The following is a 13,263-nucleotide window of genomic DNA, read 5'->3' as shown; positions in this document are numbered from 1 at the left end:
GAGGAACATAATCAGCGAATCTAGAGAACAGTGTTCTCAGCTGCTGAAACACTCAGGCCGCGGACCGCGCCAAGGTCTCCACACGTCGCCGGGTGAATCGCCAGGCACCGCCGCTTCCGCGCCGCAACTCATCGATGTAGCAGCCGGCGAATGCGATCTGGGTGTCCCCGTCCGAGCCGCGTTTGACCAGCACGAAGTTGCTCCGAGCCGTTGCACGCGCGCCGTCGACTTGAATATCGGGATTGACTAGCGCGTGAAGTGTGGTTGGGCGCTCCACGGGTTGCGCACCTGACCACACGCCGGCGAACTCTGATTTTCCCTCGTAAGTGCGGTCCATCATGGTGAATACACAACTGTCGTCGAACAGCCCGAGGAGATCGTCGACGGCACCCGAGTCGAGCAGCACGCAGTAGCGTTCCAGCACTGCGCGCACGCGCAAAGCTTCGACGAATGGATCGTCCCGATTGCTCACGCGACGACCCCTTTCACCTTCAGGTCGATGACGGTGTCCCAGTCGATGCCCAAATCGCCCGTCAGGATGGCGTCGCCATGTTCGTTGAAGTCCGGCGCGCGACGTGTTGGTGACGGCTCATCGTCGAACTGGACCGGCGTGGCGACCAGCGGGTGTTTGTCGCCGTTGACGGCCGCCGCCTCCACGATGTAACCGTTCGCGGCAACCTGCGGATCGTCCATCACCTCGAGGGCGTTCTGCACGGGCGCCCACTGCCCCTTGAAATCGGCCAGCCGAACCTTCCACTCGGCCATCGTCTCACTCGCGAAACGTTCGTCGAGGAGGGCAACCGCCGCATCGCTGTTGGCGAAGAACGATTCTGCGTCGGCGAAGCGTTCGTCACCGACGAGGTGGTCGAGGCCCGTCACGCGGCAGGTCTCGGCCCAATAATGAAATCCCTGCAAGCAGGACAACTGCAGCCAGTGCCCGTCGCTCGTTCGGAAGTACCGAGTCAGCGGATTGCCCACGTTCGTGCCGACCGGCATTTGGCCCCATGGATGGTTCACCTCGTGTGAAAGCGCGATACCGGCGCCCATGGCCCACATCCCCGTCGCTAGCAAAGACACGTCAACCAGGGCGGCTTCTCCAGTACGTTCGCGATGGAACAACGCCGCCGAGATGCCGCCTGCAATCGTCATCGCTCCAATAGAGTCCCCGTACGCCGGGGCAGGCTGGCCTGTCATCCCGTCTATCTCAACAGGTTTCGCGCCGTAGGCTGCACCACTACGGCACCAGTAACCCAGAGTGTCGTAGCCTCCCCTGTCCGCATCGGGCCCACGCGATCCGTAGCCAGTCCCGCGCACATACACGATGTTGGGGTTGACGTTGCGAATGTCCTCGACATCGATGCGCAGCTTGGCGCGTACCGCGGGCAACTTGTTGGTCAAGAACACATCGGCGGTCGCAGCGATCCGGTACAGGATGTCGATTCCCTCCGGCGAGCTGAGATCAAGTCCGATGCTGCGTTTGCCGCGGTTGGAATGTTGCAGCAGCGGATGCCAATTGCCTCCGTCGAGATGTGACAGACCGGATGACATGATTCCGCGCATCGCGTCTCCGCGCTCGACCGGCTCAATCTTGATGACGTCGGCTCCCCAATCCGAAAGCACCGCCGACGCCGCAGGCACAAACGTGTGCTCAGCTACCTCCAGGACGCGAACACCCTGCATCACCGCGGTCACGACAGATACCTCCTACACGCGTTTGCGAGGACCTTCACCGGTCCTCGAGAATCATTTCGGCTGCCCGCCAGGCCATCGCCATCATCGGTCCGTTGAGGTTGCCCGACACCATCGCAGGCAGGATCGACACGTCGACTACCCGCAGTCCGTCGACACCCCGCACTCGAAGCCGCGCATCGATGGCATCCGACGGATCGGGCCCCATCGCACAAGCTCCAGAAGCGTGATAGCCCGGTCCCCCATAGAGCAAGCCGGCCCGCAGTATTGCGTCGTCGTCCTCGACTGCCCGCCCGGGCACAGTCTCGGCCGAGATCATCGACGCGATCGGCTCCTGCTCCGCAATATCGCGCATGCGGCGGAATAGGGCCGCCGATACTTTTCGGTCGTATTCGGTTCCAAAATAGGACACTTCGACGCGTGGCGGGTCGTCAGGGTTCGCTGAGCGAATCATCACCGAGCCCTCGCTGGTCGGCCGCAACACGAATCCAAGCAATGAAAGCCCGGGGCGTGTCTCCACCCTACCGTCGCTCGGCCCGGCGCCCACCGAGAAAGGCGTCATGAGGATCTGCCCATCGGGGCGCTCAGCCGTTGGGTCGGATCGTACGAAGGTGAGCATGTCGTATGCGGGTGTTGCGATAGGGCCTTTGTGGGTCAGCAGGTAACGCGCAGCGGTCATCGCCTGGCCCAGCGGCGTGCCTAGTCGCTTGTTGTAACCTTTGTTCTCCAACAGTCGATATTGCAGAGGCAGACAACGGTGTTCACGTAGACGCTGCCCCACCCGTGGGCTATCGACCCGCACGTCAACGCCTGCCTCAGAGAGCACCGCACGTGGACCGATACCGGAGAGCTGCAACAATTTTGGCGTAGCCAGACTGCCGGCCGACAAAATGACGTCGCGCGTCACCCTCAGCTCGGAAGAACCGCTCTTCGACGCGAGTTGGACCCCGACCGCACGGTCGCCCTCAAACAACACCCGGGTGACCGTGACATGGGTCAGCACAGTGAGATTGGGGCGTTTGCGGGCCGGGTGAAGAAACGCCTTGGCCGCGCTGACCCGACGCCCCCGGTGAATCGTGGCCGGGGCGTAGCCGGTGCGCTCGTCGTCGGACGCGTTGACATCGTCCATGCGTTTGATACCCAGCGCGGCGGCGGACTCCAGCAACGCCTCCGACACCTCTTCACCCGTGGGATCGACACCCACCGATAACGGGCCGTCGGCTCCGCGCATATCAGAAGCGCCCAGTGAATGGTTCTCGATCGTCCGGAAAATCCGCAGGATGTCTGACCATCCCCAGCCCGGGTTGCCGCGGTTGACGATGTCGTCGTAGTCGGGCTGAGATCCACGGTTGTACACCATGCCGTTGACGGCGCTGGACCCCCCGAGGACCTTTCCTCGGACCCAGTGCTCGTCCTGCCGGTACGGGCCAAAGGGGTTAACGTCGTAGTCCCACACGTACCGTGGATTGGTCAGCAGAAATGCGAATCCTTTGGGCATCGACACAGCCGGTGTCCGATCCGAACCACCCGCTTCCACCAATGCGACAGTGCTCGACCCGTCCGCGCTGAGCCGATCAGCGAGCACACAACCAGCCGAGCCGGCTCCGACCACAACGTAGTCGTATGCGCTCACTCCGACCCCTTCGTCTCGGTACCCGGTGGCCATCTGTGAGAAAACGGTGCCGACGTGGAAACAGCTGCCACCCCGGCAGACTCTAATCGAAAATCAAGATTTTGACCATTAGCGTGTCACGACGCGTTCTGGCGCTGCCGGTCTAACCTCAGCGTAAGGTTTTTCACGCCGTAGACACCCATCGCGGATCGTCGCGGCGCTTGTCCCACGACCTCGACGCTTACGAAACGCGAAACCATTTGCGTCAGTAGTTCGCGCATCTCGAGGCGGGCGAGCGCTGCTCCAACGCAGAAGTGCGCACCGTGCCCGAAGGTGAAGTGGCGAGGATTAGGCCGCGAAACATCAAACGTTAACGCGTCGCCGGTGTTGAGTGTCGAGTCGCGGTTGGCCGCCGCGACGCCGAGTGAGATGTACGTCCGTTCCGGAACATCGACACCGTCGAATGTCAGGGCTTCGGTGTTGAGCCGAGTCAGTAGCGGCGTCACGGGTAGGAAACGAAGGATTTCCTCAACGGCGTTGCCTACCAGAACCGATTCGTCGCGCAGCCGGTTCCACTGTTCTGGGAGTCTCGCGAACAGGGTCATTCCTAGTGAAATCTGGTTGCGCGTGGTGTCGATCCCGGCGTTCATCAACGAGGCGCACAACGACACGATCTCCGCATCGCTCAGCGAGTCACCTTCGACCCCAACCTGGGTCAAATGCGTCAAGATGTCGTCACCGGGGGCCTTCCGCTTTGATGTGACGAGGTCGGCGAGGTAGGCGTCGCATTCGGCTGCGGCGGCTAGGTACTGATGCGCCCTATCGACATCCAGGCTGAATTGGGAGCTGGTGATCACCTGGGCGATGGAAGTCAGATGCGGCAGGTCGGCGGCCGGCAGACCAAGCAGGCCACCGATGATTGCTGCGGGGTAGTCGCCCACGATTTCGTCGATGAAGTCGACTTCACCGTCGACATCATCGAGGCGTGGAACTAGATAGGAGCGCATGGTTTCCGCAAGTCTTTCAACAGCACGCTGGGTGAATGCGCGGCTCACCAGACGCCTAAGGCGCGTGTGCGGTGCCCCATCGAGGCCGAGGATGACCCGTCGGGCGCGTTCGAGAATCGCTTCGGAGACACCCATCAACTCGTACTGCTCGACCACCGGGACTTTGAGGGCCGGATGTGCGAGCAGTCGTTCGATCTGGCTCACGCCGGCGAAGAGCATCCCAACGGGCGTACGAACAACCGTGTTTCCGTCGACCGCGTCGAGCAGTCGATCCAGCCAATCCTCCGAGAGTCCGTCTGTATCAGCAGGATCCCACGAGATCTCGGAGGCGCACTGCACCATAGAAAGCCCTTGTCCCGTGAACCTTTAGGCGGCCAAGCTAGCAGCCTCGGGAATGTCGGTCAGCTGATACAACTCGGCCGCATTCTTCCAAAGAATGCGCTGACGATGCTCCGGGTCGATCCCCGCAAGACCGTCGTTGGCCGCGCCGCGGATATCTTCTTCGAGCAAGCACGTCGGATGGGGATAGTCAGTTTCGAACATGATGTTGTTCGGACCGACACGGTCAATGAGGTGTTGATCGAGCTTCTCGAACCAGTAGGTGCCAAGCATTTGGCGATGGAAGTACGCACTGGGCAGCGCATCGAACATCGCGTACTGCGGGTTGTCCTTCATGTACAACTCGAAGTGGTGGTCCATGCACTCCAGAACGAATGGCAAGTAGCCGACCGCACTCTCGACGATCACCCACCGCGTGTCCGGATAACGGGGCAGCACACCGGAAGCCAAAAGGTCGGATACCGAATGCGCGGTGTCGAGGGTGATGTTGGTTGTTCCGGCGGTCTGCATCGCACCACCGCCCATCACGTCTTGGCGGACCTGGTTGAAGTGTTGACTGATATCGCCACCGCCGGCGTGGAAATGGATAGGCAGTCGGTGTTCTGTGCAGGTTTCCCACAGAACGTCCCACGATCTGTCCGCAAACGGCTTGAGACCGTGCTTCTCAGGGATTCCGGTGATGACGATCCCCTTGTGGCCGATCGACGCCGCTCGCTCGGCCTCCTTGGCCGCAGCATCCGGATTCCAAAACGGGACGTTGGCCAGCGCTATGAAGCGCTCCGGCGCCACGCCGATCCAGTCGATCAAGAAGTCGTTGTACGTCTGAACGATCTCGACCTTGAACGACTCGTCGTCGAGATTGCGGAAGTAGTTGCGGCTGACACCAAGGTTGCCGAACAGCGCGGCTACCGAAATACCGTGACGGTCCATGATTCTCACGCGCTCCGCGGCGTCCCACGACGACGTGTGAATGTCGTCCCGCGCAGGCATGTGCGGGAAGTCCTCAGTCCACCGGGTCGGGTAGTCGCTACCCGGCGTCTTCACCATCGCCGAAGCGCCGAAACTGCCGATTCGCTGATCGCCGATGAACCAGGAGTGACCACCCGCTTGTGGGTCGGGACGGACAACCGGGACCATTTCGCCCCACTTCTGAGACGACATCCGACTGCTCCACAGGTCGGGCGGTTCACTGACGTGCGTATCCGAGTCGATCACCGGAGTGCTCAAGGCTTGCTCGATTCTGGGTCGCGGACTTTGTCAATTACTCAAACTTTAGACTATTGCCGATAGCCGAACAACCGCTTTGCGAAGGCTAACTCGCAAACCGGCGCTACGGCCTGCCCCCAGCAGGAATCTGGACACGAACCCGCCACAGGGCGCTTCCGAGCAGCTCCCTGGCCGCGTCACGAGCGGCTGTTGGGGCGGTAGTGAGGTACAAGTCTCGACCATCAGCACCGCCGAGAATGCACCCGATCGCCAGATCGGTACCGGTCGAGATCCGGTCGGTCACTGAGCCATCGATCGCACAGCGCACGACTTCGCGCCCCGTTGCGTTGGCTGACCAGACCGCACCCTCAGCGTCGCAGCAGATGCCGTCGGGCCGATCAGCGTCCGTAAACGCGGCAGTTAGCGTTCGCGCACCCAAGCTGCCGTTGTCATGTATCGGCAGTCGCCATAGCCGGTGGCCGAAGCTCTCGGCGACGATCAAGTGACTCCCGTCCGGAGTTATCGCGAGCCCATTCGCATAGAGGAACCCACGCGCCACCTCTCGCGGCCCGTCGGCGCCGGAGAGGAGGTAGATGCGTGAGTCGATGTGCTCGGGCATCTTTCGCGGATAGCTGATGCCCTGGTTTGCGATGTAAACCCGGTCTTGGGTATCGACAACGATGTCACCCCAGTCGTATTCGCTGATACCACTGAGGTCGGCGTATGTGTCCAGCGCCCCATCGTCGTAACGCCATATCCGTTGGGCGGTCAGCGAAGAGATCAGCATGCTGCCGTCGCTCAAAAAGCCGGTACTAATCGGAGGTGAGTCGAGCTGAACAAGAGTCGTCACAACACCACCACGTACGTCGATCTGCTTGATCGCATCGGCGTGAATATCGGTGAGAACGACGGCGCCCTCCCGCCAACGCGGCCCCTCAGCCATGGCGAAGCCGTCCGCCACCTTCTCTAGGCGACCGCACGGCGTCGTACCCACGCTCACCGCCGGTCACGCATTCGCTGTAGTGCATCGCGGTGCTCGGGGAGGATCTGACTCAGGTTCTCGAATCCCGCCGCCGCGTCGAGCACCGAGGATGCGATGGCGCGCAGGCCGCCATTGATAGACAGTTTCGTCCACCGCAAAGCACGGTCAGGCTGTGCGAGCAGTTTGTCCACCCAATGCATCACGGCGCTGTCGAGCTCTTCTTCGACGGCACACTCGGTAATCAAGCCCAGCCGCGCGGCGTCCTCACCGGTGATGTGATCGCCCGTCAGCAGGTATCTGCGAGCCTGCGCGTATCCGATCAATTGAGGCCAGATGAGCGCTCCCCCGTCACCCGCAACCAGGCCCACCGATACATGCGGATCGGCAAACACCGCACGCGGGTGGGCGACGACGATGTCGCAGTACAGAGCGATCGAACAACCGAGCCCGACCGCAGGCCCGTTGACCCGAGCGACCAGCGGTGTCTCCATGTTCAGCAACGCCGTCTGGATGATCCGGTCGGCCCTGATCGCGCGCGCAGATGCCTCTGGGTCGGCATTCAGCTCAACCAACCAGTCCAAATCGCCGCCGGCAGAGAAAGCCCGCCCGCGCCCGCTGATGACGGCCACTCTGGTGGCTTCGTCCCGGTCGATATCGAAGAACAGCGTCTCCAGTTCGCCGTGGACGTCGCGACTCACCGCGTTCAGTTGGTCGGGGCGGTCGAACCACACGCGCAAGACCGGCCCGTCACGCTCGATCTGCAACGCCGTGTACTTCGAGAAGTTGACTTTCACATCGCTCCATTCGGTGTGTTCCAACGCAATCTTCCGCTCATCGGAGCTCAGCGTGATCGAGCGGCCACTGGTCAAGATCGCGATTATCATGCAATGAGAACATTTGCTCAAGATTTTGACTAGCTTCGGTCTGCCGGTACGGTGTGGTGGCGAAGGACCGGCGCCGATCGACGGCCGCGGTGAACACGGCAGGGGGCGGTGGGTTGGAAATCGCGGGCATATCCGCGCTCGTGACCGGTGGAATTTCGGGACTGGGGCTTGCAACGGCCAAGGCTCTGCGACAGGCGGGTGCCGCCAGCGTGGTGGCGGTCGACTTGCCCTCCGATACCGCCGAGAGCACCGCCGCGGAGTTCGGATTGAATTACGTCGCAGCCGATGTGACTGATGAAACGCAGTTCCGCCACGCGTTGGACAACGCCACGGCGGCGGGTCCGGTGCGTGCCGTCGTGCACTGCGCTGGTCGCGGGGGCGATCGGCGCAGAATCCTGGACAAGGAGGGCCACGCCAGTCCGGTAGAGGACTTCGCCGAGGTGATACGCGTCAACCTGGTCGGCACCTACAACGTGTTGCGCCTCTCGGCCGAACGTATGGCTGCCAATGAGGAAAGGGACGGCGACCGCGGTGCGATTGTGCTGACGGCGTCGGTCGCGGCCTTCGAAGGACAGATAGGTCAGACGTCATATTCCGCCGCCAAGGCGGGTGTGCACGCCATGACGCTGGTCGCCGCCCGTGATTTGGCGAGTGTCGGTATACGCGTGAACACCATCGCACCGGGCACTTTCCTCACCCCGATGCTGGGTCGGGTGCGGCCGGAGATCCGCGACAGCCTCGCGGCGACCATTCCGCATCCCAAGCGACTCGGTGATCCAGCCGAGTACGCGCGTATGGCTCTAGAGTTGATCGGCAATTCCTACGTCAACGGTGAAACGGTGCGATTAGACGGTGCGATCCGGATGGCGCCGCGCTAACCGTTTCGACACGCAGCTGCGTTCATCCGTTCGGCAACTTGAGGATCTGGGACGCGATGACGTTCTTCTGGATCTGCGACGTACCACCCATCACAGTGGCTGCACGGCTGTAAAGGTAGATGTTCAGCCACGACGAATCGCTGCCGTCGAACGCACGCGCAATGCCGCCCTGCCGTGCCGCGTTGCCCACGGTCTGTTCGGTCGTGGTCATCAAGAGTTTGTCGATCGCTCCCTCGGGACCCGGTTCATGATCGGACAGTCGTTCCGAGAGACGACGTTTCACGTGCATGCGAAGGACTTCCGAGTGAACGTACGCGTTGCCCAACGCGTGGCGAGCCAGCGAGCTGACGCGAGGTTGATCCGCAACATGTCGTTCGAGTTCCCGCACGATTCGCGAATAGCGAGCGGTATAGCCCAGATCGGCGGGGCTGCGTTCGTGGTTTAGGACAGTCATCGCCATAGCCCAACCGCCACCGAGCTCGGTTATCCGGTTGGCGGCCGGTATTCGTGCATCCTCGAGCAGCAATTCACCAAATTCGTTGGACACACCGTTGATCATCTTCAAGGGCCGCTGCGTGACGCCTGGCTGATGCATCGGCATCGCAAACGCGGTCAGCCCCTTGTGTTTCGGAGCTTGGCTGTCGGTGCGAGCCAACAAGATGCACCAGTCGGCCACATCCGAATAGCTCGTCCAGACCTTGTGCCCGTTGACGATGTACTCGTCGCCGTCACGAACCGCAGAGGTCCGCAGCCCAGCCAGGTCCGATCCTGCTTCCGGCTCGCTGAAGCCCTGACACCATCGCTCGGTCCCGGCGATCATCGATGGTAGAAACCGTTCGCAGATATCCACGGACGCGTGGCGCAGCATGCCGTGCACGATGTACCCGAGGGACGGCTTGGGAGGCGCTCCGGCCCAGGCCAACTCGTCGTCGACGATGGCCTCGTAAACCGGCGACAGCCCTTGTCCGCCGTACCGGGCGGGAAAGCTCACGCCGAACCAACCCGCGTTATACAGGGCTGTATGCCATTCGGAAGCGTGCGCCCAGTACTCATCGTCGGTTGAGGGCAGCCCGCCCTTAAGGGCGTTGGTGCTCAGCCAGGTCCGCAACCGTCCACGGAAATCGGCCTCGGCCGCGTCGTCTCGGTAATCCACTACGCCGCTCGCAGCCTGTGCTCAATGAGTTCTTCCATCAGTGCCCCTTCGTCTCCTAGGACTTGGCCCGCCAGGAGGGCGCGTCGTAAATGAATGTGCACCATGCATTCCCATGTGTTGCCTATCCCGCCGTGCACCTGGATGGCGATCTCGCTGATCGTGCGGGCTGCGCTCGTGCAATACAACTTGCTCACGAGAGCGGTGTCGGCGGCGGTGGCGGTGGGCTCGGCGTCGACGGCCCACGAGGCGTAACTGACGGCGCTTTGCGCACCTTCTAACAGCACGAGCGATTCGGCGAGCAGGTGTTGAACGGCCTGGAAGCTGGCGACCGGGCGTCCATACTGAGTGCGCCCGCTCGCATAGGCGACGGTGGCGAGGTGCGCCGCCCGCGCCGAGCCCAGCAGATCGGCCGACAGCACCGCATGGCCGAACGCTCGCCAAGCCGCGATGTCGTCAGCGCTCAACGCTACGCCGGCGAGTTCGACTGAGTCCTCTTGCGACAACTGCGCGAGCGGTCGGGTCAGATCGACGGCACCTGCACCCGCACCCACGGGTACGGATGCCAGGCCGAACTTCTCGCCGGACGGCGTGAGGTAGAGCGCGCGCGACACGGTTGCGCTATCGAAGGCGACGGCGGCGGGCAGCTCGTGTTGTGTGGCGAGGCGCGCCAGATCGCCCGTCAGCGCGATAGTGCATGAGGAAGGGGCGCCGACACCGGCCCGCCTGCATAGGTCCGCGGCGAGTGTGGGTCCCACGAACGACGCTTCGGCCGCGGCCGATGCCAGTTGTTCGGCGACGAGCGCGACTTCGACGCCCGTGGCGTCGGACGCACGTAGCTCGGTAAAGCCGGACGCGACGAGATCGCGCGCCAGCCGGTCGGCGCTCCCCGTCTTGCCCAGCCCATCGACTGTCGTGGTGGCGCTCTTCTGCGCCATGCGCGCTGCAGTGTCACGCACGCTTCGCTGCTCGTCCGTCAACCGAGCGTCCATCGTGTCGCCGCCCTAGCCTGTCGCGCCATCGGTGTGGAGAAGTCCACCACCGTCGGCCGTCACCACGGTCCCGGTGACGTACCGAGCGAGGTCGCTGAGCAGGAATAGCGCTACATCCGCCACGTCTTCAGGGTCGGCGAGTCGCCCCAGGGGTACGCGTTCACTCATTTGCCGACGACGCTCCTCGGATTGCAGGAACATCTCAGTGAGTGCCGGTGTCAGCATGCCTCCGGCCTGAATGGCGTTGACGCGCAACCCTTTACGGGCATTCTCATTAGCGGCAACGCGGGTCATGGCCTCGATTCCTGCTTTGCAAGCGGCGTAGAAACCGGTCTTCTTCTGTCCGCGCACGCTGGCCGTAGAGGAAATGTTGACGATCGCGCCGCCGTGGGATTGCATCGCGAGGATCTCGTGTTTGAGACAGATCGCAGTGCCGAGAAGCGCGACTGACATCAATGAACGTGAGTATTCGACGTCGAGCTCGCTTAGCTCTGAGAGTTGAATCTCTGGCAACGCGTTGTTGCAGGCTAGGTCCAATCTCCCGTACTCATTCGTGGCAGTGGCCACCATCGTTTCCACGGCGCCCTCATCTCCGATGTCGGCAACCGCGACGCGGGCGACGCCTCCCCGTGAGCGGATTTCCTCTGCCGTCCGCGCGGCGGTGTCCGGGTCGATGTCGTTGACGACGACGTTCGCGCCGGCGGCCGATAGGCGCAACGCGATCGCCTTTCCCAGACCGCGACCCGCGCCGGTCACGATCGCGGATTTCCCAGCCAGGAGTTCCCCCATGCCAGCCTCAGTCACGGCTACACCGTATGGGAGCGCAGTCGATTACTCAAGATCTGGACTTACTGGGAGCACCCCTCCGCGCAAGTCGCCGATTACCCGATTGGTCCCAAATAGTCATATTTTTGACCTTCCCGGGGCGTCAGGGTAGATTTCAGCTGTGGCGGGCACCGAAGGCGATCCACGCTGTTCTATGCAAGCCGCATTCCGTCGTTCAGCTGAGAAGTTCGCCTCGCACCCGGCCGTGGGGCTTCCTGGTCGCATGCAATCCTTCGCGCAGACCTACGACCGGACGCTGCGACTCGCCTCGGCACTCGAGATGCTCGACGCGCGCCCGCAAACTCGCGTGGCGATCCTGGCAAGTAACGGGCCATGGTATTTCGAATTGCACTTCGCGGCCGCGGAAGCCGGGTTTGTCGGGGTGCCGGTCAACGCCCGATTCACCTTGTCCGAACAGCATCGGTATCTGGGCCGCGTCAACCCGGAAATCCTCTTGGTTACAACCGAATACGCCGCTCGGGGCCGGGATCTGCAGACATTGGTCCCGTCCATCCATCACCTCATCGGTATCGGAGCCGGCCACGGACTACCGCTCGATTACGAGCTGCTGCTTGCGAAGGCGGACCCGAATGAACATCCGCTGCGCGATGTCGACGAACTCGCGATGATTTCGGCCACCAGCGGCACATCTGGGCAGCCGAAGGCCGTCGAACACACTCAGCGCACCACAGCGTCGGCGTACGGACCGTTGATCGAGCGTTTCGAGATCAATGAGGACTCGCATTTCGTCACCGGGCTAGCGATGTACTTCGCGACGGCCTACGCGGGTTGGACAGCGAGCTTCATCGCCGGCGCCAAGCACACCATTATGCCGACGTATTCTCCCCGCGGGTGGGTGGAACTGGTGCGAGAAACGGGCGCGACGCACGGATTCCTAGGCCCAACGCCGGTGTACATGATCATGGACGCCGGAATCGACCTCGACCTGCTCAGCGGATTGCGCTACTTGTCGATGGGCGGATCATTGTGCGACCCGTCCCGCCTGTGCGCTCTGACGAAGGCACTAGGTGAGCGTGTGGCGATCCAGCTGTCCATGACCGAGCTAGGAGCGGGCACCGTGCTGCTCGGTCGTGAATACCTTGATGCCGACGGGACGCTCAACCCGCGGCACCGCTCGGCCGGTCGACCGTTGGCGGGGTTGGATGTGCGCGTTGTCGACGACCGAGGTGAACGGTCGGCAGCCGGCGCCGAAGGTGAGCTAGAACTGCGCGGTCCGATGGTGAGCCCCGGATATCTCGGTGACGAAGCGGCGAATCGGGAAGCGCGCGACGGTGAGTGGTTCCGCACCGGTGACGTGGCCCGGATCGACGAGGATGGCTTCGTCTACATCGTCGATCGCAAGAAGGACCTCATCGTCAGCGGTGGGATCAATATCGCACCATCGGAGATCGAGCAGGTCCTGATGGCGCATCCGGCCGTCGCCGCCGCGGGTGTCTGCGGGGTCAGCGATCCCACCTACGGCGAGGCGGTGCATGCAGCGGTAATCCTGCGCGATGGCGCGGATTTGAGGGGCGACGATCTCATGGCGTGGTGCCGCGATCACTTGGCCTCTGTGAAGAAGCCGCGTGCCATCGTCGTGGTCGACGAACTACCGGTGAGTTCCACCGGCAAGCTGCTGCGTCGACAGCTGCGCGCCCAATTCGATTCCCGGTAAGCAACGGTCGGGCCGCCGACGCCA

The 13,263-nt window shown here is 62.6% G+C and carries 12 protein-coding genes; 2 read left to right on the top strand and 10 right to left on the bottom strand.

Going from position 1 to position 13,263, the window contains the following annotated elements; all coding sequences use genetic code 11:
• Positions 1-52: 52 nt before the first annotated feature.
• From A9X00_RS02350 to A9X00_RS02320, 7 genes are all read right to left on the bottom strand, one after another.
• Positions 53-472, bottom strand: a complete 420-nt coding sequence (locus A9X00_RS02350; protein WP_067148647.1) for a nuclear transport factor 2 family protein — start codon at positions 470-472, stop codon at positions 53-55.
• The gene (locus A9X00_RS02345) at positions 469-1,692 is read right to left on the bottom strand and encodes a CaiB/BaiF CoA-transferase family protein (RefSeq protein WP_067148644.1); all 1,224 of its coding nucleotides are present in this window, start codon (positions 1,690-1,692) and stop codon (positions 469-471) included. Before A9X00_RS02345 ends, A9X00_RS02350 begins: the two co-directional genes overlap by 4 nt.
• A 34-nt stretch (positions 1,693-1,726) precedes the next feature.
• A complete protein-coding gene (locus A9X00_RS02340) occupies positions 1,727-3,322 on the bottom strand; it encodes a GMC family oxidoreductase (RefSeq protein WP_067148812.1) in 1,596 nt (531 codons plus the stop codon).
• Positions 3,323-3,438: 116 nt separating this feature from the next.
• Complete coding sequence (locus tag A9X00_RS02335; protein ID WP_067148641.1) at positions 3,439-4,650, bottom strand: cytochrome P450; 1,212 nt, start codon at positions 4,648-4,650, stop codon at positions 3,439-3,441.
• Between the two features lie 24 nt (positions 4,651-4,674).
• The gene (locus A9X00_RS02330) at positions 4,675-5,874 is read right to left on the bottom strand and encodes an amidohydrolase family protein (protein ID WP_197515021.1); all 1,200 of its coding nucleotides are present in this window, start codon (positions 5,872-5,874) and stop codon (positions 4,675-4,677) included.
• Positions 5,875-5,977: 103 nt separating this feature from the next.
• Complete coding sequence (locus tag A9X00_RS02325; protein ID WP_067148808.1) at positions 5,978-6,796, bottom strand: SMP-30/gluconolactonase/LRE family protein; 819 nt, start codon at positions 6,794-6,796, stop codon at positions 5,978-5,980.
• Positions 6,797-6,849: 53 nt separating this feature from the next.
• On the bottom strand, positions 6,850-7,704 hold the full coding sequence (locus A9X00_RS02320) for an enoyl-CoA hydratase/isomerase family protein (protein ID WP_197515020.1): 855 nt from the start codon (positions 7,702-7,704) through the stop codon (positions 6,850-6,852).
• A 128-nt stretch (positions 7,705-7,832) separates the two neighbouring features.
• Between A9X00_RS02320 and A9X00_RS02315 the strand changes: the two genes are divergently transcribed.
• Entirely contained in the window at positions 7,833-8,597 is a 765-nt protein-coding gene (locus A9X00_RS02315) for an SDR family NAD(P)-dependent oxidoreductase (protein ID WP_067148802.1), read from the top strand.
• 22 nt (positions 8,598-8,619) lie between these two features.
• Here the strand turns inward: A9X00_RS02315 and A9X00_RS02310 are convergent, their stop codons facing one another.
• Genes A9X00_RS02310 through A9X00_RS02300 form a run of 3 tightly spaced genes read right to left on the bottom strand, consistent with a single transcriptional unit; the run spans position 8,620 to position 11,543 of the window.
• Positions 8,620-9,750 (bottom strand): acyl-CoA dehydrogenase family protein, encoded by a 1,131-nt coding sequence (locus A9X00_RS02310; RefSeq protein ID WP_067148635.1) that lies wholly within the window; start codon positions 9,748-9,750, stop codon positions 8,620-8,622.
• Complete coding sequence (locus A9X00_RS02305) at positions 9,750-10,727, bottom strand: acyl-CoA dehydrogenase family protein (protein ID WP_197515019.1); 978 nt, start codon at positions 10,725-10,727, stop codon at positions 9,750-9,752. The genes A9X00_RS02310 and A9X00_RS02305 overlap by 1 nt, the downstream gene beginning before the upstream one ends.
• Positions 10,728-10,751: 24 nt before the next feature.
• Entirely contained in the window at positions 10,752-11,543 is a 792-nt protein-coding gene (locus tag A9X00_RS02300) for an SDR family NAD(P)-dependent oxidoreductase (protein ID WP_082974645.1), read from the bottom strand.
• Between the two features lie 142 nt (positions 11,544-11,685).
• Here A9X00_RS02300 and A9X00_RS02295 point away from each other — a divergent pair, with 142 nt between their 5' ends.
• Positions 11,686-13,239 carry a class I adenylate-forming enzyme family protein gene (locus A9X00_RS02295; protein WP_156771895.1) on the top strand — a complete coding sequence of 518 codons (1,554 nt, stop codon included), beginning with the start codon at positions 11,686-11,688 and terminating at the stop codon, positions 13,237-13,239.
• Positions 13,240-13,263 lie beyond the last annotated feature (24 nt).

It is taken from the genome of Mycobacterium sp. 1245805.9 (assembly GCF_001672915.1).
Taxonomy (GTDB): domain Bacteria; phylum Actinomycetota; class Actinomycetes; order Mycobacteriales; family Mycobacteriaceae; genus Mycobacterium.
The sequence above is the reverse complement of the archived record's forward strand: the minus strand, read 5'-3'. Positions and strand labels throughout refer to the sequence as shown.